The sequence below is a fragment of the Crossiella sp. NPDC003009 genome, assembly GCF_053591555.1.
Window position 1 is genome coordinate 1 of the sequence record NZ_JBSFUA010000038.1, and the last position, 21578, is coordinate 21578.

20 protein-coding genes are annotated in these 21578 nt (G+C 72.5%); 8 read left to right on the forward strand and 12 right to left on the reverse strand.

Features of this window, described 5'->3' with window-relative positions:
• A partial coding sequence (locus tag ACWDY5_RS30395; RefSeq protein ID WP_449725573.1) for an ALF repeat-containing protein occupies positions 1 to 823 on the reverse strand: 823 nt, incomplete at its 3' end.
• Between the two features lie 120 nt (positions 824 to 943).
• Between ACWDY5_RS30395 and ACWDY5_RS30400 the strand changes: the two genes are divergently transcribed.
• Positions 944 to 1402, forward strand: a complete 459-nt coding sequence (locus ACWDY5_RS30400) for a hypothetical protein (protein ID WP_449725574.1) — start codon at positions 944 to 946, stop codon at positions 1400 to 1402.
• A gap of 7 nt (positions 1403 to 1409) precedes the next feature.
• Here ACWDY5_RS30400 and ACWDY5_RS30405 read toward each other — a convergent pair whose 3' ends face one another.
• From ACWDY5_RS30405 to ACWDY5_RS30420, 4 genes are all read right to left on the reverse strand, one after another.
• Entirely contained in the window at positions 1410 to 1952 is a 543-nt protein-coding gene (locus ACWDY5_RS30405) for a TlpA family protein disulfide reductase (RefSeq protein ID WP_449725575.1), read from the reverse strand.
• Positions 1949 to 2368, reverse strand: coding sequence for a hypothetical protein (locus tag ACWDY5_RS30410; protein ID WP_283664812.1), 420 nt, complete (start codon positions 2366 to 2368; stop codon positions 1949 to 1951). Before ACWDY5_RS30410 ends, ACWDY5_RS30405 begins: the two co-directional genes overlap by 4 nt.
• Positions 2350 to 4353 carry a M6 family metalloprotease domain-containing protein gene (locus ACWDY5_RS30415; RefSeq protein ID WP_449725576.1) on the reverse strand — a complete coding sequence of 668 codons (2004 nt, stop codon included), beginning with the start codon at positions 4351 to 4353 and terminating at the stop codon, positions 2350 to 2352. Before ACWDY5_RS30415 ends, ACWDY5_RS30410 begins: the two co-directional genes overlap by 19 nt.
• A 61-nt stretch (positions 4354 to 4414) precedes the next feature.
• Complete coding sequence (locus ACWDY5_RS30420; protein WP_449725577.1) at positions 4415 to 5647, reverse strand: cytochrome P450; 1233 nt, start codon at positions 5645 to 5647, stop codon at positions 4415 to 4417.
• A 105-nt stretch (positions 5648 to 5752) separates the two neighbouring features.
• On the opposite strand from ACWDY5_RS30420, the gene ACWDY5_RS30425 reads away from it, so the two are divergent.
• The 3 genes from ACWDY5_RS30425 to ACWDY5_RS30435 are packed head-to-tail and all read left to right on the forward strand — an operon-like array spanning position 5753 to position 8019.
• Positions 5753 to 6091, forward strand: coding sequence for a hypothetical protein (locus tag ACWDY5_RS30425; RefSeq protein ID WP_449725578.1), 339 nt, complete (start codon positions 5753 to 5755; stop codon positions 6089 to 6091).
• A gap of 12 nt (positions 6092 to 6103) precedes the next feature.
• On the forward strand, positions 6104 to 6391 hold the full coding sequence (locus tag ACWDY5_RS30430; protein ID WP_449725579.1) for a hypothetical protein: 288 nt from the start codon (positions 6104 to 6106) through the stop codon (positions 6389 to 6391).
• Positions 6388 to 8019, forward strand: coding sequence for a RecQ family ATP-dependent DNA helicase (locus ACWDY5_RS30435; RefSeq protein ID WP_449725580.1), 1632 nt, complete (start codon positions 6388 to 6390; stop codon positions 8017 to 8019). Before ACWDY5_RS30430 ends, ACWDY5_RS30435 begins: the two co-directional genes overlap by 4 nt.
• Positions 8020 to 8106: 87 nt before the next feature.
• On the opposite strand, the gene ACWDY5_RS30440 is transcribed toward ACWDY5_RS30435, so the two are convergent.
• The 3 genes from ACWDY5_RS30440 to ACWDY5_RS30450 all read right to left on the reverse strand — a co-directional run bounded on the left by ACWDY5_RS30440 (position 8107) and on the right by ACWDY5_RS30450 (position 9991).
• On the reverse strand, positions 8107 to 8655 hold the full coding sequence (locus tag ACWDY5_RS30440) for an EF-hand domain-containing protein (protein WP_449725581.1): 549 nt from the start codon (positions 8653 to 8655) through the stop codon (positions 8107 to 8109).
• Between the two features lie 124 nt (positions 8656 to 8779).
• Complete coding sequence (locus ACWDY5_RS30445) at positions 8780 to 9151, reverse strand: DUF6292 family protein (protein ID WP_449725582.1); 372 nt, start codon at positions 9149 to 9151, stop codon at positions 8780 to 8782.
• A gap of 63 nt (positions 9152 to 9214) precedes the next feature.
• A complete protein-coding gene (locus ACWDY5_RS30450) occupies positions 9215 to 9991 on the reverse strand; it encodes an alpha/beta fold hydrolase (protein ID WP_449725583.1) in 777 nt (258 codons plus the stop codon).
• 193 nt (positions 9992 to 10184) lie between these two features.
• On the opposite strand from ACWDY5_RS30450, the gene ACWDY5_RS30455 reads away from it, so the two are divergent.
• On the forward strand, positions 10185 to 11852 hold the full coding sequence (locus ACWDY5_RS30455; RefSeq protein ID WP_449725584.1) for a trypsin-like serine protease: 1668 nt from the start codon (positions 10185 to 10187) through the stop codon (positions 11850 to 11852).
• A 138-nt stretch (positions 11853 to 11990) separates the two neighbouring features.
• Here the strand turns inward: ACWDY5_RS30455 and ACWDY5_RS30460 are convergent, their stop codons facing one another.
• Both ACWDY5_RS30460 and ACWDY5_RS30465 read right to left on the reverse strand, forming a co-directional pair.
• A complete protein-coding gene (locus tag ACWDY5_RS30460; RefSeq protein WP_449725585.1) occupies positions 11991 to 13445 on the reverse strand; it encodes a M1 family metallopeptidase in 1455 nt (484 codons plus the stop codon).
• Positions 13446 to 13542: 97 nt separating this feature from the next.
• Positions 13543 to 15486, reverse strand: a complete 1944-nt coding sequence (locus tag ACWDY5_RS30465) for a GTP-binding protein (protein ID WP_449725586.1) — start codon at positions 15484 to 15486, stop codon at positions 13543 to 13545.
• Positions 15487 to 15638: 152 nt separating this feature from the next.
• On the opposite strand from ACWDY5_RS30465, the gene ACWDY5_RS30470 reads away from it, so the two are divergent.
• Positions 15639 to 16622 (forward strand): acyl-CoA dehydrogenase family protein, encoded by a 984-nt coding sequence (locus ACWDY5_RS30470; RefSeq protein WP_449725587.1) that lies wholly within the window; start codon positions 15639 to 15641, stop codon positions 16620 to 16622.
• A gap of 16 nt (positions 16623 to 16638) precedes the next feature.
• Here the strand turns inward: ACWDY5_RS30470 and ACWDY5_RS30475 are convergent, their stop codons facing one another.
• Together ACWDY5_RS30475 and ACWDY5_RS30480 are read right to left on the reverse strand one after the other, a co-directional pair.
• Positions 16639 to 17019, reverse strand: a complete 381-nt coding sequence (locus ACWDY5_RS30475) for a hypothetical protein (protein ID WP_449725588.1) — start codon at positions 17017 to 17019, stop codon at positions 16639 to 16641.
• Positions 17020 to 17106: 87 nt separating this feature from the next.
• Positions 17107 to 18042, reverse strand: coding sequence for a heme o synthase (locus ACWDY5_RS30480; protein WP_449725589.1), 936 nt, complete (start codon positions 18040 to 18042; stop codon positions 17107 to 17109).
• Between the two features lie 308 nt (positions 18043 to 18350).
• On the opposite strand from ACWDY5_RS30480, the gene tkt reads away from it, so the two are divergent.
• Entirely contained in the window at positions 18351 to 20459 is a 2109-nt protein-coding gene (gene tkt / locus ACWDY5_RS30485) for a transketolase (protein ID WP_449725590.1), read from the forward strand.
• Positions 20456 to 21571, forward strand: coding sequence for a transaldolase (tal, locus tag ACWDY5_RS30490; RefSeq protein ID WP_449725591.1), 1116 nt, complete (start codon positions 20456 to 20458; stop codon positions 21569 to 21571). Before tkt ends, tal begins: the two co-directional genes overlap by 4 nt.
• The last annotated feature ends 7 nt before the right edge of the window (positions 21572 to 21578 follow it).

Genomic DNA, 21578 nt, shown 5'->3' on the forward strand with positions numbered 1-21578 from the left:
CCGCCCGGCCGGCCGCCTGCGCGGCCTTGCGCGCGTCGCCCTGGGCCGCGGCGGTCTCGGCGGCAGCCCGCTCGGCGGCCTCCTTGGCCTTGCGCGCGGCGGCCAGCGCCTGGTCGGCGTTGTCCTTGGCGAGGTCGGTCTGCTCAGCGGCCCTGACCTGGGCGTCGGCGGCCAGCTCGGCCAGCCCGGCGACGGTCAGCGTCTCCTCGTCCCGCTGCACCGCGACCTGCCAGCCGCTGCGCAGGAACTCCCGGATGTCCTCAGCGCCGCCGTCCAGGGCGCGCTGGGCGGTGACGTGGACCGCAGAACCCTCCTTGGCCGCGGCCAGGATCTTGTTGACCCGGATCCGGTTGTCCTGGTCCTCGGCGACCGCCCGGCCGGTGGACAGGAACGCCTCGACGTCGGCGTCGGTGCCGTTGAGTGCGGCCTGCCCCGCCTTGGCCAGTTGGGTGCCGCCGCGGGCGATCAGCTGGTTGACCAGCCTGCGCTGGTCGTTGCGGTGCGGCTGCTGCCAGCCGGAGTCCAGGAAGGCCCGCAGCTCGGCCATCCCGCCGTTGAGCGCGGTGTCGGCCGCCGCCCGCATGGCGGGTCCGGAGGCGGCCAGCAGCCGGGTGACCTCGATCCGGGCGTCGTGCTCGGCGGCCACCGGACGCTGCTCGGTGAGGAAGCGCCGCACGTCCTCCTCGCTGCCCAGCAGCGCCGCCTCGGCGGCCCGCGCGGTGACCTGGCCGCCGGCCCGGTAGGCGGCCAGCACTTCCGCTCGGGAATGGGTCGGGGCCGGTGCGGCATTCACCGGTAGTGGCGCCAGCAAACCCGCGCCCATGGTCAGCGCCGTCGCCAGGACGGCTGCACGTGTTATAGCTTTCATAATGAAGTCAGTATCGGTTCGCGATGGGGCAAAAAGCTCTATTACCTCCATCCAGAGAATTTGAGGACATTTGTCATGAGCGCATTACTGCGGTTGGCCTATTCCGTGGCCATGGTTGTCTCCGGCACAATCCTAGGCACGGCCGGGACCGCCGTGGCGGCGGACAACCCGCCGCCGGTGGAGGAGGACTACGCCTATCCGGGCGCGGACAAGATTTTCGCCGAGCGCGGTATTCGGCTACTCAAAGGAAACGGGGTCATTCTGCTGACCACCTGCGTGCCGGGGCACGCCAACCAGATCGTGCTCAGCAGTTCCGCATTCACCGACCCGATCTGTTTCGCGGCGGGACCGGGTGCCGGATTTGTCAGCATGGACATTCCCGAGGTGTACTCGGTCAAGGGCGACAGCCATCGCGGGTCGGTCACGGTGCGGGTCAAGGACGTCACCAGCACCTCGCCCATCACGCCGAACCGGTGGAACCCGGTCAACAACGGCGACGGCGGGACCCTGCTGGAGCTGCGCACCCAGCCCTGAGCGCGGCTCAGCCCAGCAGTTCCCTCACCGCGGTCTCCACGGCGTTCGCCGAGGTCAGGCCTTTGACCAGGGTGCCGCCGGGGGCGATGACGGCCAGCAGCGGCGGTTCGGCCACGGCGTAGCTCCGGCCGACGGTCTGCTGCTGGTCGTCGTGGCCGACCGGGTAGGGCACCTGGTGCTGCTCCAGGTAGCCGCGCAGGTCCGCCTCGGTGTCCCTGGCCGCGACTCCGAGGAAGATCACCTTGTCCTTGTAGGTGTTCGCAAGCTCGGTGAGTTTGCGCTGCTCAGTGCCGCATTTGGCGCACCAGGAGCTGAAGAACACCACCACCAGCGGCCGGTCCTTCCACAGCGTGGAGGCGGTGACCTTGGTGCCGTCGGTGAGTGGCACGGTGAAGTCGGGGGCGGCGCCCGCCTCCGGGGGCGGCGGGCGGAAGGTGACCCCCGGCGGCAGCGGGCCGGGCAGTGCGGAGGCCCCGCCGCGCGCGGGCGGCGGGGTCGCGGTGCAGGCGGTCAGCAGCGCCGCCAGCAGCAGGACGAGGACGGTTCTCACGTGGTCAATCCCACCAGGGGCGCCCGCTCGCCCAGACTCGGGTCGCGGGCCAGCTCGATCGGCGGCAGGTCGCCGACCAGCAGCCGGTAGCCGTCGGCGGCCGGCAGCTCGGCGGTGAACTCGACCTGACAGAACGTGGGCTCCCTCGGCACGTCCAGCTGCTCCTCGATGGCCTTGACCGCCTTGCCCGGCGGCAGCGTGCCCTCGGCCAGCTGCCTGCCCCCGGCGTCCTGCACGCGGTAGCCGGCCTTGGGGTGGATGGCCTGGTAGGCGCCGGTGCCGGAGCACTCGGCGCCCACCTCGCGCATCGCCCCGTCCCGGACGAGCAGTTTCACCGGCGCGGCGGTGGTGGCGGGCGTGCTCGCGCAGCCCGCCACCACCAGTGCGGTGAGCAGGATCAGGACAGGACGGTGCACGTCGCCGTCGCGGTCTTGCTCGGGTCGGACTCCGAGGTCGCGGTCAGCTTGACCGTGGCGGGCTCGACCGGTTTCGCGGTGGTGCGCTCCACGTTGACCGCCACGTCCGCCTTCTCGCCGAACTTCGCCGTGGCCAGCGCGTTGGGCAGCTGGACCTGCCAGCCCGCGCCGCTGACCTCGGCCTTGAGCCGGTAGACGTCCGAGCGCAGGTGCGCGGCCGGGGTGCCACTGGCCTTGCCGGTGTTGGTCAGCGGGAACGAGCACGCGGTCGCGCCGCGGTGCCCGACCCAGCCGGTGCGGGCGTTGTCCAGCTTCACGCCCCTGGTGTGCGGGCCCGCGCCGTCGAGGGAGCGGACCGCGACGGTGTAGGAGAGCACGCCCTGGGCGTCCCGCTTGATGTCGAGCACGTAGAAGTGCAGCCGGTTGTGCGGGTCGGTGTACTCGTAGATCGACTTGGACCCGGTGCCCGCCTTGAGCAGCGCGTCAGCCAGCTGGCGCGGATCGCCCACGGTGACCTTCACCGGGGTGCCGTCCGGCTTGTAGTAGTCGACCAGGTTGATGTCCTGCGGGTTGGCGTCGATGACCCACTTGAACGGGGCGGCGTCGGCGTTCTTCGTCTTGGCCAGCAGCACGCCGCTGTCCGGGGTGAAGGAGTCCGACCCCATCCGGTCCACGACCTCCAGGGTGTAGTTCTGGTAGCCGCGGCCGTCGCAGAGCGGATCCTTGGCCTGGCTGCACGCCGGGGCCTTGTCCCCGCCGGGCATGACCACGTTGATCCCGGCCAGCCCGCCGGGTCCCGGCTGCGCCGCGCGGGCGGTCACCGTGGCCACCGCGAGGCCGGAGGTGGTCAGCGTGCCGCGGTCCAGCCGCAGCACGTGCGCCTCGTCGACGATGCCGAGCTTCATCTTGTTGCGCAGCATGTGCTGCGCGCCCATGGACGCCCCGGCCGTCGGCGGGATGAACCAGCGGGTGTGGGTGCCGCCGGGACCGTTGAAGGTGCCGCGGCTGAGCATGTCCCACGGGCCGCTGTAGGCACGCACCGGCGGGTTGCCGAAGGGGTTGTTGTAGTTGTCGCCGATGCCCAGGATGTGGCTGAACTCGTGCGCGTACACGCCCTGCCCCGAGCTCTCCGCCTGGGTGGAGGAGCCGCCGCCGGCGTTGGGCCAGATGGAGGCCGCGGCCTTCCACGAGGTCCACTCCACGTAGCGGGTCTTCGCCCAGTTCGGCAGGTTGGGGTCGGGCGGGCCGAAGGAGTCCGGCACGTCCTCCTTCTTGGCGAACATCATCGGCCCGAACTCCTGCCAGGTGCCCGACTCGTCCTGTCCCGCGGAGAGGAAGAAGACGAAGTCGAAGCCCTTGGGCACCTCGGTGCCGACGTCCTCGCGCCAGGCCTTGCCCGCGTCGGTGCGCAGGTCCTTGTTGCAGCTGGACCCGGCCGGGCAGGCGCCGGAGCCCTGGAACTCCATCGCGTACTCGTAGGACTTGCCGGGCAGCTGGTACGCGCCGAAGGCCTTGAGGTCGACGCCGAAGCGGCCGCCGGAGTCCTCCATCCAGTACTCGTTGATGGTGTGCCCGTTGTTGATCTTGCCGGGCTTGTTGAGGAAGTCCTGGTAGAACTGCGCGACCTGGGCGCGCGGGATGTTGTTGGCCAGCTGGGTGGGGTTGCCGAAGACGGTGGACTTCGGCGGCTGGGTGACCGCGAAGGGCTGGTCGGGGTAGTCGACGAGGACGAGCGCGCCCTTGAACATCCGCTTGGTCGGCTTGCGCGCCGGGTTCGCCCAGTCGGTGCCCGGCGGCTTCTTGTAGTCCGACCACGTCATGTCAGCGGGGTTCTCCCACTGCTGCGGGTCGATCGGCGCGAGGGAGACCGGCGAGCCCCACCCGGCGGGCGCGGCGGCGGCCGTGCCCGCCATCGACACCGACAGGGCGGCGGCCAGCACGAGGGCTCCGGTTCGCCTGACCCGGAAACGACGACGTAGCTGCATGAACCCGGATCCTAGGAACCCCTCGGCGGGCAACCCAGCCGCCGAAGGGACTGTGTCCCGCTCAGCCGGGGATCAGCAGGAACCGGCTGGCGGGCAGCGCGGGCACCCGGCGCAGCGATATCCGCAGGTCCTGGGGCGGCACCCGGTAGTCGGCCCGGGCCAGCCGGGTCACCAGCGCCTCCAGCAGCCCGAGGGTGAACGCCTCGCCGGGGCACCGGTGACCGGTGCGCGGATCGCCCGCGCCCTGCGGGACGAGTTCGAACTCGCCGATCGTCCGGTCGAGGAAGCGGGCCGGGTCGAACCGGTAGGGGTCGGGCCAGAGCCGGGGGTCGTGGTTCTGGCCGTAGAGGTCCAGCAGCACCAGCGCCCCGGCCGGGATGGTCTCGCCCTGCCAGGTGAGGTCGCGGGCGGCGCGGCCGCCGAGGAACGGGGCGAAGGGGTAGAAGCGGCGCAGCTCCTGGGCGAACGCGGTGGCGTAGCCCGGTTCGCCCGCGCGCAGCGGTTCCCGGTGCTGCGGCCAGCGGTGCAGGGCGTGCCCGGCGAAGGTGACGAACCAGCTGACCGCGACGGTCGGCCGGATGATGTTGAGCAGCTCCACCGCGGCCAGCCGCGGGTCCAGCGGCTGCCCGTCGGCGTCCCGGTGGCTCGCCACGGCCAGCAGCGCGGAGCCGGGCAGAGCTGGTGCCGAACCCGCGCGGACCTGGGTCACCAGCTGCCCCAGCCGTTCCTCCTGGCGGGCGCGGGCGCGCCGGGCCCGCCAGTGCCGGGGACCGGGGGTGGCGAAGCCGTCGACCATGGCGGTCAGGTCGCGGGCCACGGCGGGCGTCTCGGCCTCGGTCAGCGGTATCCCGGCCCAGCGGCAGACGCCCTGGGTGAGCACCCTGGCGGCGGCCTCGAACAACACGATCCGCTGGCCGCTCCGCCAGGAGCCGGTCTCCTGCTTCCAGGCGGTGATGGCGTGTTCGACCAGGTCGGCGGCGGTGTCCGGGCCGACCACGGAGAGGAACAGGTTCTTGCGGCAGCGGTGCTCGTCGCCGTCCAGGGTGTGCACCGCGCCGCGGCCGAACAGGGTGCTCCGCACCGGGCCGGGGATGGCGGTCTGCCTGCGGATGTTGTGCTCGTCGTAGAAGAACCGGGCCGCCTCGGGGCCGGTGAGGCAGACCGTGGGCTGGCCCATCAGCCGGGTGTGCACGACCGCGCCGTCGGACTCGCGCAGCCGGTCCGGCAGCCAGGCGTAGCCCTCGACGAGCAGCGCGGCCGAGTTGTCCATCAGGGGTGCCTGGAGAAGTCGCATGGGCGGGGAGTGCCCGTTCTGCCGCGATCAACTCCCGCGGCGTGCCGTTTGCCCGGTCGGCGCGGGGGTAGCCGGAACGCACCGCGTACCCGGGAAGGAGCGACCATGTCCGAGCACGCCGAGCTGCCGCTGCCCGACTACGACCACCTGCCGCAGGGCAGCCTGAACCACCGGATCAGGGCACTGGACCGGCCGCAGCTGGCCACCTTGCGCGAGTACGAGACGGCGCACGCGAACCGTCCGGCCGTGCTGGCCGTCTTCGACGCCCGGCTGGCCGAGCTGGACGCGGGCGCGCGCCCCTCCGGCGGCGACCAGCGGCGGCAGCCGGAACAGGCCCCGCCGCCCAGTGGCGGATCCCCCGTGGGCTCGGGCACCGGCGCGGAACCCAGCGCGCCGCCGCATCAGGGTGTGCACGAACAGGCCGCCCGCCACCAGCGGTCCTGACGGCGGGCGCCGATGGCTCCCGGACTCGCCGCGGTGGCGGCCTCCCGCGAGTGGACCGGCGAGGACGGCGTCCGGCTGCCAGCCGGTGACGTGCACGCCTGGTGGCCGCGGACCAACCAGACGGTGTGCGGGCTGGCGCTGCGACGGTCCCAGCTGGCGCCGTTCCCGCACGTGGTCTGGCCGGACGCGGTGTGGCTGACCCAGTCGGCGGAGGCGCGGGATCAGCTGCTGCGGCTGTGCCACCGGTGCACGGCGGCCATGGCTCCTCGGCCGCGGCGGCGGGAGCGGGCCCGCCGGTGACCACCTCAGCCGAGCACGAGGACGAGCTGAGCAGGGTGGCCGCGGAGAAGTTCGGCTGGCCGGAGCTGCGACCGGAGCAGCTGCGCGCGATGGCGTCGCTGATGGCCGGGCACGACGTGCTCGCGGTGCTGCCCACCGGCGCTGGCAAGTCCGCGATCTACCAGGTGCCCGCGCTGCTGCTGGACGGGCCGACCGTGGTGGTCTCGCCGCTGATCGCCCTGCAGCGCGACCAGGTGGACGGCATCGCCGGCAGCGGGGCTCCGGCGGCGGTGGCGGTGAACTCCGCGCTGCGGGCCGCCGAGCGGGAGCAGGCCTGGCGGTCGCTGCGCGCGGGCGAGGCCGAGTACCTGTTCCTCGCGCCCGAGCAGCTGGCCAAGGACGACCTGGTGGCCGAGCTGGCCGGGCTGGGGGTGTCGCTGTTCGTGGTTGACGAGGCGCACTGCGTCTCGGCCTGGGGCCACGACTTCCGGCCGGACTACCTGCGGCTGGCCCCGGTCATCGCCCGGCTCGGACGGCCGAGGGTGCTCGCCCTGACTGCCACCGCGGCCCCACCGGTGCGCGCGGACATCGCGCAGCGCCTCGGCCTGCGCGAGCACCGCGAGGTGGTCACCAGCTTCGACCGGCCCAACCTGCACCTGTCCGTGCGGCGCTGCGCCGACGAGGCCACCCGGCGGGCCGCGGTCCTGGCCAGGGCGGCCGAGCCGGTGCGTGGCCGAGGACTGGTCTACACGGCCAGCCGCAAGGACGCCGAGCAGTACGCCGCCGACCTGGCCGCGGCCGGGGTCCGGGCCGCCGGGTACCACGCCGGGATGAAGGCGGCCGACCGCGACCGGGTGCAGGAGCGGTTCACCGCGGGGGAGTTGGACGTGGTGGTGGCGACCTCGGCCTTCGGCATGGGCATCGACCTGCCCGACGTGCGGTTCGTGCTGCACGCGGCGATGCCGGAGTCGGTGGACTCCTACTACCAGCAGATCGGGCGGGCCGGCCGGGACGACGAGCCCGCCGAGGTCGTCCTGTTCCACCGCCCGCAAGACGCTGCCCTGCAACGGTTCCTGACCAGCAGCCCGCCGCCGCAGGACACCCTGGCCGAGGTGGCTCGGGCGATCGAGGACCACGACGGCCCGCTGCCGCCCGGCGAGCCCGCGGAACTGCCGCCGGCCCGGCGCACCAGGGCAGTCAACCTGCTGGAGGAGGCCGGGGCGGTCAGCACTGGCGCGGACGGCCACGTCGAGTACGCCGACCCCGGGCTGACACCGGAGCAGGCGGTGGCCAAGGCCACGGCCACGGCGGAAGCGCGGCAGCGGCTGCTGCGGTCCCGGGTGCGGATGATGAGCGGCTACGCCGAGACCACCGGCTGCCGCCGCCAGTACCTGCTCGGCTACTTCGGCGAAGGGCACGACGGCGGCTGCCGCGCCTGTGACAACTGCCTGAGCGGCCTGGCCGAACCGCGACCGGCGCAAGACCCGGAGTTCCCGCCCAACAGCGCGGTGGCGCACCGGGAGTGGGGGCCCGGCGTGGTGGTCTCCACCGAAGGGGACCGGCTGACCGTGCTGTTCGACGAGCAGGGCTACAAGACGCTGTCCCTGGCGGCCGTGCGCGAGCGGAACCTGCTCAGCGCGGCGGACTGAGACGGTGGCCCGGACCAGCCGGCCTGGCGGGCGGACGGCCTCGTCCGTGGCGGATCGCGCCGGGGCGAGGCCGTCACCGCGCGGCGTTCAGCCCAGCAGCCCGGTCCCGGGGGCATCGGGATCGGAGCTGGTGAACAGCTCCCGCAGGGCTGCCAGGAACTCGGCGTAGTCGATCACGCCGTCACCGTTCTCATCGATCCGGTCGAATGCCGCGCCCGCGATGTCGGCGCTGACGTCCGCGGCGAGGTACAGCTCGATGTACTCCCCGCGGTCGACCTGTCCGTCGCCGTCCCGGTCGAGCGCCTCGAACGCCGATTCGGCGACCTTGAGATAAGCCTCGTCCAAATAGTTCGGGTTTTCCGCCAGGCCACGTTCGGTGGCCGCGATGAACTCCTCTCTGCTGACTTGTCCGTCATTGTCGGAGTCGGCGTCCCGTTCGATCTGCGCCCACCAGCCGCGGAAGGCGGAGGTGATGTTCTCCCTGCGGTGTTCGTCCGCCCCCGGGGCGAGCCGGTCGGCCAGCTGCGTGGCCAGCGCGTCGAAGTCCTCGGCGGTGATGATGCCGTCCCTGGTGATGTCGAGCGCGTCGAACGCTTTGCCGAGGTTGGCGTCCTGAATCGGTGATTCGGTGCTCACGTGCTGCCTCCCGGTCGCTGACTCCTCTTGGAGTAAACCGCTTCCGCTCATCGGCATACCAGGGTGATTCCACGGTGCACGCATTCGGCCGTACCCGACCGGAAAACCTAGATATACGGCGCTTTCAGCGGGCCGCGGCGCCACCGGCGCGGGTGGCCGGAAACGTCGCGCCGTTGTGGCAGAGGCGGCGCACCCAGCCGGCCACCGCGCGCGGTGGTGGCCGGTGCTCACCGTCCAGGCGGGCCACCACCTCGAGGTCCGCGCCGCAGCGGGTCTCCACCGCGACCGCCCAGCCGCGGTCCTCCGCCCACAGCAGGGCGACATCGCGGCCGGGGAAGTCCGGTAGCCGCTCCTCCAGCGGCAGGTACACGCTGACCGGGCGCTCCTGCTCCACGCACAGGCAGTCCCCGCGCAACCCGAGCGCGGCGGCGACCCGCCGGAGGTAGTGCCGCGCCGCGCGCACCGGCTCGTCGTCCTCCTCGAACCGAAGCTCCATCCAGACCGCCGCCCTTCGCCCAGCCGGGCCCTCCGGCGTGTCTGCGGAGATACCCGGACCGGACTAGCGCAACCGCCCGTCCGGTCCCGGCAGGTCACTGTTCCGATCCAGTGCGGCCTCGGCGATCAACCGGGAGGTCAGGCCGCCCTGGCCGTAGGGGAAGGCGTGCGCGCCGGGCAGGGTGCGGGACACCGCGTCCGGCGCGGCGGCGGCGAGCCGGTCGAGCCAGTCCTGCGGGGCGAAGCCGTCCTGTTCGCCGCGGGCCAGCAGCACCGGGCAGCCAACGCGGGTGATCAACTGTTCCGGCCGGTCCCGCTGGGCGGAGCGGACGAACCGGGCGATCCGGCGGGGCCCGCCGCGCAGGTAGTAGGGCGCGGTCACCGGGAGCAGCCCGAGCGGTTCGTGCCGGGAGCTGCGCAGGTAGCCGCGGAAGAGCCCGGGCAGCCTGCGCTGCTCCGGCGGGAAGGTCGGGCCCAGCAGCACCAGGGACCGCACCCGGTCCGGCCGGTCCACCGCCGCCCGCAGCGCGGCCTGCGCGCCGGTGGAGTGCCCGACGAGCACCACCGGTTCGCCCGGCACGTCCAGCCAGGCGGCCACCGTGCCGGCCACCGCGCCCAGCTCGGCCGGACAGGCCAGCGGGCCGCGCTCGCCGAAGCCCGGCACGTCCAGCAGGAAGGCCCGCGCCCACGCGCCGCAGCCGGCCAGGGTGTCGTGCAGGTAGCCCAGCGCGCCCAGTCCCGGCACCAGCACCACCACCGGGCCGCGCTCGCCCGCGGTCAGGCTGCGCACCCTGGTGCCCGCCACCTCGTCCCACCGCTCCCGCCACGGCTGCTCGGTCATCGCGCCTCCTCCACCGGTCTGCCCGAAGCAGGCCTACCGCCGGCAGGCGCGGCCCAAACCGGGGGACAGGACAGAAGTACTGGTCACCACGCACCCGGCCGGTGGCTGGTGGTTCGGCCGTGCGGCTGCTGCGCGCCCTGGCCGCGGGTGCGAGGTTGAGGTCGTTGACCGAACAACTGGGGGAGAGTCCCGCATGTCCTCGACCACCCGGCTACGCGCCGGACTGCTCGCCGTGCTGATCGCGCTGCTGGCCGCGCCGGCCGCGCACGCGGTCAGCGGCGCTCCGGTGCCCGACGGCGGCCACCGGTTCACCGTCAAGCTGGACACCGGTGACGGGGCTCGCGCCTGCTCCGGCGCGCTCGTCGACCCGCAGTGGGTGCTCACCGCCGCCTCCTGTTTCACCTTCGAGCCGGGGGAGACCCTGCGGCCCGGCCCGCCGGGCAAGCCCGCGCGGGCCACGGTCGGCCGGACCGCGCTGTCCCAGACCGGCGGCCAGGTCCTCGGCGTGGCCTACCTGGTGCCGCGGGCGGACCGGAACGTGGTGCTGGCCAAGCTGGCGCACCGGGTCCTGGACGTGCCGGTGGTGCCGATCGGCGGTGCGCCGGCGGCGGGGGAGAAGGTGAGCGTGGCCGGGTTCGGCCGCACCGCCACCGAGTGGACCCCGGACCGGCTGCACGCCGCGCCGTTCACGGTGAGCGCGGTCGGCGCGACCACGGTGGACCTCACCGGCGACGGCGCGAACACCGGTGTGTGCAAGGGAGACTCGGGCGGTCCCGCGTTCCGAAAGCGGGACGGCCGGGCCGAGCTGGTGGCCGTGCACCACACCTCCTGGCAGCGCGGCTGCCTCGGCGAGACCGAGCAGCGCAACCTGGCGGTGGAGTCCAGAGTGGACGATCTCGCGGGCTGGGTGCGCGAGCGGATCGCCGCCGACGACCCGGATCCCGGTCCCGGCAACGGCCCCGCCACGCTGGCGGCAGGCGACCAGCTCAACTTCTTCGGCCGTGGCACCGACAACCAGCTGCACCGCTGGTGGTACGCGCCCGGCCAGCCCACCCAGCGGGAGGTGCTGGGCGCGGGGACCGCGGGCAAACCGGCCGCGGTGCTCTACCGGGACCAGCTGACCGTGTTCGCCAGGGGCGCGGACGGCACGCTACGGCACTGGTGGCACGACGGCACGCGGTTCCACCACGACGTGTGGGGCGAGGGACTGGCCGGTGACCCGACAGTGTTGCTGTACAAGGGCGAGCTGACCGTCTTCGCCAGGGGCACCGACGGTTCGTTGAAGCACTGGTGGTTCGACGGGCAGCTGCGCCAGGACACCTGGGGCACCGGACTCGCGGGCGATCCGGTGGCCACCCAGTTCGGCGAGGAGCTGACCGTGTTCGCCCGCGGCGGCGACAACAGCCTGCGGCACTGGTGGTTCAACGGCAGCCTGCACAGCGACACCTGGGGCACCGGCATCCTGGGCAACCCGGCCGCGCTGGTCTACCGCAACGAGCTGACGGTGTTCGCCAGGGGCACGGACGGTTCGCTGAAGCACTGGTGGTTCAGCGGGAGCCTGCGCCACGACTCCTGGGGGCTGGGCATCAGCGGCAACCCGGCCGCGGTCGTCTTCGGCGACCACCTCACCGTGTTCGCCCGCGGCAGCGACAACAGCTTGCAGCACTGGTGGTTCGACGGGCAGCTGCACCGGGACTCGTGGGGTGGCGGGGTGACCGCGACGCCGAGTGTCACGGTGTACCGCGGGCAGGAGCTGACCGTGTTCGCGCGCGGGGACAACGGTGGGCTGGAGCATTGGTGGTTCGTCGCGGGCGGTGCCGCGCACCAGCGGGACTCCTGGGGCGCGGGGCTCCAGGACTGACTCCGGTGGCGCACGGTCCGCGCTGACCCCGGCCCGCACTCGGCCGCCCGCGCCATTCCCTGGCGTGCCTGGCCCGCGCTGGGCAGACCGCGCCATCCCCCGACGTGCCCGGCCCGCGATGGGCCGGGTACGTCCCTTTCAACTGCCCGGTTTCCAGTCCGGGTGGCCCGGCATCGGCGGGGTGGTCGGGCTGTGCAGCCAGTCCCGCAGCACCGCGGCCACCTCGGGACCGCCGGTCTCGGCGACCACCCGCTCGAAGTCCGCGGTGCTCGCGGTGGCGTCCCGGTACCGGTCCAGGAAGGCCTGCAGGATCCGCTGGAAGGCCTGCTCGCCCGCGGCCTGCCGCAGCGCGTAGACCACCAGCGCGCCACCGCCCCTGGCCAGCCCGAACATCCCCGCCGGGTCCTTGGACACCACGATGGACCCCAGCGCGGTGCGGGCCTCCTGGTCGGCCCCGTAGATCCGGCGCAGCACGCCGGGCAGGGACTGGCCGCCGTGCTCCTCGTCCCAGAGCTGGCCGAAGTAGGTGGCGAAGCCCTCGCTGAGCCAGACGTCGTCGTAGCCGCGGAAGGAGACCGAGTTGCCGAACCACTGGTGCGCGGCCTCGTGCACCAGCACCGGTTCGGCGTGTGCGAGGTTCGCCAGCCCGTCGGCCAGGAAGGTGGACAGGGTCGGGTTCTCCAGGGCCTCGGTGTGCATCGGCCGGTGCCCGTCGATGGCCAGCACCCCGTAGGTCTCCAGCGGGAACCGGCGGCCGATCTTGGCCTCCAGCCAGGACAGGTGCCCGCTGATCTTCTCCAGCGCCGGCCGCACCTGGTCCAGGTGCCCGGCGGCGACCGCGCTGCGCAGCGGCAGCCCGTGCGGGCCAGCGCCGGTTACCAGGTCCAGCTTGCCGACCGCGAGCTGGGCGACCTGGCTGGTGATCGGGTGCAGCGTGGTGTGCGTGACCACCGTGCGCCCGCCGCCGGTCCGCTCGCCGGTGCGGATCCCGTTGGCCACCACCGTCCAGCCCTCCGGCGCGTCCACCCGGTAGGTGAACCTGGCCTTGTCCGAGGGGTGGTCGTTGACCGGGAAGAACTGGTGCGCCCGGTCCGGCTGCGCCCACAGCGCGAACCCGCCGTCGGTGGTGTTGCCCCAGCCCGCGGTCTCATCCACCGGCGAGGGCAGCTTGACCGACCGGTCGGTGGTGTAGCGAACCTCGGTGCGGAACACCCGGCCCGCGCGCAGCGGCCGGGCCGGGGTGACCACCAGCTCCTCGCCCTCGGTGCGGAACCCGGCGCGGCGGCCGTCCACCCGCACCTCGTGCACCACGCCACCGGCGAAGTCCAGGTTGAACCGGGACAGGCCCGCCGTGGCGCGCGCGGTCATCGTGGTGCGCCCGGCCATGGTGGTCACGCCCGGCTCGAACCGGAAGTCCACTGTGTACGCCTCGGCGTCGTAGCCGCCGTTGCCCAGGCCCGGCAGCAGCCGGTCCCCGAGTCCGGCTGAGCCGGGTGTGGGCTCCGGGGCGGCCGAGGCCGGTGCGACCGCGATGGTCAGCGCCGAGGCGGTGACCAGCAGCAGCGCGGCGGCCCGGCGGGTGGTGCCTGACATCAAGGAAAACCTTTCGACTGGAGGCGGTGGCCGCCAGCCTGTCCGCCCGGCACTGGCGACCACCTCAACCGATCGGTCGGCAAGATCGGCCGTTCGGCTACACCCTCCGTAAAACCCACAGTAGGTATTCCTTGCGGTTCAACGGGTTGTGGTCGGTGCGCGGCCGTTCCGGCACCGGTCCGCGCACCGGCCGGTGCCCGGCGAAGACGCATTCCAAGACGCCCTCGCCGCGGGTCAGGCCGGGCAGTTGCCGTTGCAGGGCGTGCACCGCGGCCGCCGGGATGTCCCCGGCCAACCGGTAGGCGGCGCCGTGCGCCGTGGTCTCCCTCGGCACCGCGCCCAGCGGCGCGAGCGCGGCCCGGACCGGGGCCAGGGTGTCGGCCGGGATGTCCAGCTCGAAGCGGTGCAGCGGCTCGTGCACGGTGGTCCCGGCCTGGCGCAGCGCGGTCATCAGCACCAGCGGGGTGAGCAGCCGGAAGTCGCCCGCGGTGCTGGACATGCTCTTGTCGAAGGTGGCGTGCGCGTGGCTCTGCCTCGGCGCGTAGCCGGAGCGGACCAGGGTGACCGCGCAGTCGGTGACCGGCCAGCCGTGCAGGCCCTGGCGCAGGGTCTCGTGCACGGTCTCCTCGATCGCCTTGAGGAAGGCCGGCGGCAGCGAGCCCAGCTCGATCTCGTAGCCGAAGCGCACCCCCGACCCCGGCGGTGTGGCCTCCAGGCGCAGGCCGATGGTGGCCAGGAACGGGTTGACCTCCTTGTCCTTGGTCATCACCTCCACCGCGGTGCCGGTGCCGGCCGGGCGTTCCAGGCAGATCGTGGTGGTCTCCCGAAACTCCACCGCGATGCCGTACTCCTCGGCCAGGGTCGCCTCGATGACCTCCTTCTGCACCTCGCCGTAGAGGGAGACCGCGATCTCCTGGCGGGTCTCGTCCCGGCGCAGGTTGATCAGCGGATCGGCCTCGGCCAGCTGGCTCAGCGCCAGGTGCAGCGCACCCCGGTCGGCCGGATCCCTGGGCAGCACCACGGTTTCCAGCGTCGGCGGCGCGAACTGCCTGCCCAGTTCGGAGCGCGGATGCGGCTGCCCGACCGGGTCGCCGATGCGGATCTCGTCCAGTCCGCGCAGCAACCCGATCCGGCCCGCGGCCACCGCATCCGCGGGGATGGCCGTGCCGTCGGCGAACACGCTGACCCCGGTGACCTTGCCCTGGCGGCCGCGGCCGAAGTCCAGGCGGTCGCGGGTGCGCACGGTCCCGGCGAACAGCCGCAGGTAGGCCAGCTTCTCCCCGGCCGGGCCGCGGTCGACCTTGAACACGGTGCCGGAGACCGGCGCGGCAGGGTCGCCGGTGTCCGCGGGCAGGAACTCGCGGATGCCTTCGACCAGGGCGTCCACCCCGGCCCCGGTCATCGCCGACCCGGCGTACACCGGGTGCACCAGCGCCTGCCTGGTCTGTTCGGTGAGCGCGGCGCGCAGCCGGGGCCAGGTCACCGAGCGCTCGTCGGCCAGGTAGTCGGCCAGCAGGGCGTCGTCCTGCCGGGACAGCACGTCCACCACGCGGTCAGCAGGGCGAGCGGCCATGTCCACCACGGAGGGGGTGAGCCGTTCGGTGATCTCGCCCAGCACCCGCGCCGGGTCCGCGCCGCGCCGGTCGGTCTTGTTCACGAAGATCAGCGCCGGGATGCCGAGCCTGCGCAGCGCGCGCAGCAGCACCCTGGTCTGCGCCTGCACACCCTCCACCGCGGAGACCACCAGCACCGCGCCGTCGAGCACGCTGAGCACCCGCTCCACCTCGGCGATGAAGTCCGGGTGGCCGGGGGTGTCGATCAGGTTGACCGTGGTCCCGCCGAGGGCGAAGGACACCACGGCGGACTTGATGGTGATGCCGCGCCTGCGTTCCAGCGCGAGGGAGTCGGTCTGGGTGTCACCGTGGTCGACCCTGCCGATCCGGTCGATGACCCCCGCGGTGTGCAGCAGCCGTTCGGTGAGACTCGTCTTACCGGCGTCGACGTGCGCCAGGATGCCGAGGTTGATCGTGTGCGAAGCCAAGCGTCGTGTCCTTGAGGTAGAGGGGGACTCCTTCCCGGTGGCACACGAACGAGGGACGCATGATCATCTCCTAGGTCGGGGGCTGGCAGCCCTAGGCTGCGCAGCAGACCAGAGTCCGGATCGGCCGGGCAACCGAATATCGGGGGAGAGTCATGAGCCAGGCGCTGCGCACGGCCGCGGAGATCGCCGACACCGTGCTGTTCCCGGCGGCGAACGCGGTGGACACCGCCGACCGGGTGCCCGCGAGCCACCTGGACCTGTTGGCCGCCAACGGTTTCTATGGTCTGTCCACATTGGACATTGAGGACTATTCCTCGGTGCTGCGGCTGGTGGAGGTGCTGGCCGGCGGCTGCCTGACCACCACGTTCGTCTGGCTGCAACACCACGGCCCGGTGCGCGCCCTGGACCGCTCGGCCAACCAGGCCCTGCGCGAGACCTACCTGGCCGACCTCACCGCGGGCCGCCGCCGCGCGGGCATCGCGGTCGGCGCGGCGGTGCGCCCCGGCCCGCCGCTGCTGCGCGCCGAACCGGTCGAGGGCGGCTACCGCTTCGACGGCAGCGCGCCCTGGGTCTCCGGCTGGGGCATGGTCGACCTGCTCCAGGTGGCCGCACGCGACGAGAAGGACGTGCTGGTCTTCGCCCTGCTCGACGCCGTGGCAGGCGACACCCTGTCGGTGGAGCCGCTCGACCTGCTCGCGGTCCAGGCCAGTCGCACGGTCACCCTTGCCTTCGACGGCTACTTCGTGCCGCATGAACGCGTGGTGCACACCGTCCCGCAGGCCGAGCACCTCACCGGCGACGCCGAGTCCCAGCGCTTCAACGGCGCGCTCGCCCTTGGCGTCGCCGGCCGCGCGATCACCCTGCTCGGCGACGCGGCGGGCGCGCTGCCCGGTCAGCTCGACGCGGCCCGCGCCCAGCTGCACACCGCCGCGCCGGAGGACGTGCCGCTGGCCCGCGCCGCGGGCGCGGAACTGGCCCTGCGCGCGGCGAACGCCTGCGCGGTGCACCAGGGCAGCCGCAGCCTGCTGCCCGGCTCCGACGCCCAGCGCCTGGTCCGCGAGGCCACCTTCCTGCTGCTGTTCGGCTCCCGGCCGGCCATCCGCTCGGCCCTGCTGACCAGGCTGACCCAGCGCTGACCCGCCCGCGCCGTGGTCACGCCGCGAAGTGCCGCCGGGCCGGGCCCCACAGCAGGACCAGCACGAACGCCGACAGCGCCCACCCGCAGACCAGGTCCGCCCGCACCTCCAGGTCCGAGTAGGCCAGGAACACGAAGTACCGGCCGACCGCCTGGAAGCCGAGCAGCACGGTGATCGCGATCCGCCCCCAGTTCCGGCCCCGGTAGACCACCGTGGCCAGCCACACGTACAGCACCGCGCTGATCGGGTGGTAGATGGTGCCGGGATTGATGCCCGCCGAGGCCGGATCGGCTATGAAGCGCCACACGTCCTGCACCACCACGGTCAGATGGTTGAACGCGTGGGTGGCGATCCCGGCGGCGGCCACCGCGGCCGAATCGGGGGTGTTGCGGTGCATCGGACCTCCTCGAAGTGCGAACACTCCGGGGACGCCCTCGGCAGGCGGTCAGGCCGTGTCGGCTGGATCACAGCCCGGACGGGTGGCTCAGAACGGCAGGCCGAGCACCGGCAGGCCGATCGCGGAGTCCACCGCGAGCACCACGAACACCGCGGTCAGGTAGGTGTTCGACATGTGGAACAGCTTCATCGGGTTGGCCGGCTCGCCGTCCCGCACCGCCTTGTACAACCGGTGCGCCAGCAGCAGGAACCAGGCCCCGGCGAGCACCGCCGCGCCGGTGTAGAGCCAGCTGGTGGCGGGCGCGAGCAGCAGCGACCAGGCCACCATCACCCAGGAGTAGATGACGATCTGCTTGGCCACCTGCACCGGGGTGGCCACCACCGGCAGCATCGGCACCCCGGCCGCGGCGTAGTCGTCCTTGAACTTCATGGCCAGCGCCCAGAAGTGCGGCGGGGTCCAGAAGAAGATCACGCCGAACATGACCAGCGCCGGCCAGTCCACCGAGTTGGTCACCGCGGACCAGCCGATCACCACCGGCATGCACCCGGCCGCGCCGCCCCACACGATGTTCTGCGCCGTGCGGCGCTTGAGCACCATCGTGTAGATGAGCACGTAGAACAGGATCGCGCCCACCGCCAGGATCGCGGAGAGCAGGTTCGTGGTGGCCCACAGCCAGCCGAAGCTGGCCACGCCGAGCACGATGCCGAAGATCAGCGCGTTGCGGGTGGGCACCGCGTGCCTGGCCAGCGGCCGGGACTTGGTGCGCTTCATCACCGCGTCGATGTCGGCGTCGGCCACGCAGTTGAGCGCGTTCGCGCTACCGGCCGCCATGGTGCCGCCGACCAGCGTGGTCAGCACCAGCCACACGCTCGGGATGCCCCGCTGGGCCAGCAGCATCGCCGGGATGGTGGTCACCAGCAGCAGCTCGATGATCCGCGGCTTGGTCAGGGCCACGTACGCCCCGACGGTCGTCTTCACCTTGGCGAGGGGACGCTGCGGTGGCGCGTCGAGGGTGGCGCTCATCGGACCCTCTTGACCACGGTCACGGGCGGCATCTCGCTCCTCATCGGCCCGGCCGCTGCGGATGGGTGGGGGCGGGCCGGGTAGATCCTCGTCAGGTTCGGGGAGACCCAGCTGCGGGTCCCATCGGATGGTAGCCGCGCTACCTAAGCGGGGCGCGAACGGGGGTCCGGGCGCGCCAACAACTGGATCGAGTCCGGTGAGCTGCCAGCCGAAGGACTAGGCTGAGCCGAAAGAGGGAAAACAACGGTTCGGGGCTGGTCAGTCCGCCGGTTCCGCCGCTATGGCAACCAAGTTGGGAGCAGCGTCAAGTGTCCGGTTCAGAGGACTCCGTCAACATCGCCGAGTTGACCACCGCGCACCTTCCTGCCGACTGGACCGAGCTGGACAAGCGCGCGGTCGACACGGTCAGGGTGCTCGCCGCCGACGCGGTCCAGAAGGTGGGCAACGGCCACCCCGGCACCGCGATGAGCCTGGCCCCCGCCGCGTACACGCTGTTCCAGCGGGCCATGCGGCACGACCCGGCCGACCCGGACTGGCCGGGCCGCGACCGCTTCGTGCTCTCCTGCGGGCACTCCAGCCTCACCCTGTACATCCAGCTCTACCTGTCGGGCTACGGCCTGACCCTGGACGACCTCAAGGCGCTGCGCACCTGGGGCTCGGCCACGCCGGGCCACCCGGAGCACCGGCACACCCCTGGCGTGGAGATCACCACCGGCCCGCTGGGCCAGGGCCTGGCCTCCGCGGTCGGCATGGCCATGGCCGCCCGGCGTGAGCGAGGTCTCTTCGACCCGGACGCCGCGCCTGGGGAGAGCCCGTTCGACCACCACGTCTTCGTGATCGCCTCCGACGGCGACATCGAGGAGGGCGTGACCTCCGAGGCTTCCTCGATCGCGGGCCACCAGCAGCTCGGCAACCTCGTGGTGATCTACGACGACAACCAGATCAGCATCGAGGACGACACCGCGATCGCGCTGTCCGAGGACGTGGCCAAGCGCTACGAGGCCTACGGCTGGCACGTGCAGACCGTGCTCGGCGGCGAGAACGTCGACGGCCTGCTCCAGGCGCTGGAGGCGGCCAAGGCCGAGACCGGCAAGCCCTCGTTCATCCGGCTGCGCACCATCATCGGCTTCCCCGCGCCGACCAAGCAGAACACCGGCAAGATCCACGGCTCCGCGCTCGGCGAGGACGAGGTCGCCAAGGTCAAGGAGATCCTCGGCTTCGACCCGGCCCAGACCTTCCAGGTCGACGCCGACGTGCTCGCCCACGCCCGCGAGGTGGTCAAGCGCGGCGAGGCGGCCAAGGCCGAGTGGCAGAAGTCCTTCGACGCCTGGGCCGCGGCCAACCCCGAGCGCAAGGCCCTCTACGACCGCCTGGTCCGCAAGGAGCTGCCGGAGGGCTGGGCGGCCAAGCTGCCGAGCTGGCCGGTCGACCCCAAGGGCGTGGCCACCCGCAAGGCATCCGGCGACACCCTCGCCGCCATCGGCGAGGTGCTGCCCGAGCTGTGGGGTGGCTCGGCCGACCTGGCCGAGAGCAACAACACCACCATCAAGGGCGCGGACTCCTTCGGCCCCGAGAGCAGCTCCACCAAGACCTGGAACGCGAACCCGTATGGGCGGACGCTGCACTTCGGCATCCGCGAGCACGCGATGGGCTCCATCCTCAACGGCATCGCGCTGCACGGCCCGACCCGCCCCTACGGCGGCACCTTCCTGGTCTTCAGCGACTACATGCGCCCCGCGGTGCGGCTGGCCGCGCTGATGAAGTCCCCGGTCATCTACGTGTGGACGCACGACTCCATCGGCCTGGGCGAGGACGGCCCGACCCACCAGCCGATCGAGCACCTGGCCGCGCTGCGCGCCATCCCCGGCCTGTCCGTGGTCCGCCCGGCCGATGCCAACGAGACCGCTTTCGCCTGGAAGAAGGTGCTGGAGACCCAGGACGGCCCCACCGGCCTGGCGCTGACCCGGCAGAACGTGCCCACCCTTGAGGGCACCGACGCCGAGGGCGTGGCCAAGGGCGGCTACGTGCTCGCCGAGGCCGAGGGCGGCGACGCCCAGGTTGTGCTGATCGCCACTGGCTCCGAGGTGCAGATCGCGGTCGCGGCCAGGAAGATCCTGCAGGACGGCGGCGTTCCCGCTCGGGTGGTGTCCATGCCGTGCGTCGAGTGGTTCGACCAGCAGGAGCAGAACTACCGCGACCAGGTGATCCCGCCCGCGGTCAAGGCGCGCGTGGTGGTGGAGGCGGGTATCGCCCAGCCGTGGCACCGCTTCGTCGGCGACGCCGGGGAGATCGTCTCCATCGAGCACTTCGGCGCCTCGGCGGACTACCAGACGCTGTACCGCGAGTTCGGCCTGACCGACGACGCCGTGGTCGCCGCGGCACAGCGCAGCATCGCGCGAGTGGAGGGAAACAAGTGACTGCCAACAGCCCACTGGCCGCGCTGAGCGAGGCCGGCGTCTCCATCTGGCTCGACGACCTGTCCAGGGAGCGGCTCAACACCGGCAACCTGGTCTCGCTGATCGAGAACCAGCACGTGGTCGGCGTGACCACCAACCCGACCATCTTCGCCGGCGCCCTCGCCAAGGGCGAGGCCTACGACGCGCAGGTCAAGGAGCTGGCCGAGCGTGGGGCCAGCCTGGACCAGACCGTCCGCGAGCTGACCACCACCGACGTGCGCAACGCCTGCGACGTCTTCCGCGGCGTCTACAACGGCACCGACGGCCTGGACGGCCGGGTCTCCATCGAGGTCGACCCGCGCCTGGCGCACGACACCGAGCGCACCACCGCCGAGGCCCTCGACCTGTGGAAGACGGTCGACCGGCCCAACCTGATGGTCAAGATCCCGGCCACCGTCGAGGGTCTGCCCGCCATCACCAAGGCCCTGGCCGAAGGCGTCAGCGTCAACGTCACGCTGATCTTCTCGGTGGCCCGCTACCTCGACGTCATGGACGCCTACCTCGCCGGGCTGGAGCAGGCCAAGGCCAACGGCCACGACCTGTCCACGATCGCCTCGGTGGCCTCCTTCTTCGTCTCCAGGGTGGACACCGAGATCGACAAGCGCCTGGAGGCCAAGGGCACACCCGAGGCGCAGGCGCTGCGCGGCCAGGCCGCCATCGCCAACGCCCGGCTGGCCTACGCCGCCTACGAGGACGTTTTCGCCTCCGAGCGCTGGCAGCGGCTGGAACAGCAGGGCGCCCGGCCGCAGCGGCCGCTGTGGGCCTCCACCGGGGTGAAGGACCCGAACTACTCCGACACCCAGTACGTGGACCAGTTGGTCGCGCCGAACGTGGTCAACACCATGCCGGAGAAGACCCTGTTCGCGGTCGAGGACCACGGCCGGATCGAGGGCGACACCGTGCGCGGCACCGCCGAGGCGGCCCAGGAGCTCTTCGACGCGCTCACCGAGGCCGGCATCGACGTGGACGACGTCTACGCGGTGCTGGAGCGGGAAGGCGTGGAGAAGTTCGAGAAGTCCTGGGAAGAACTGCTGCAGACCGTCACCGACCAGCTCGCACGCGCGAAGGGCTGAGACCACA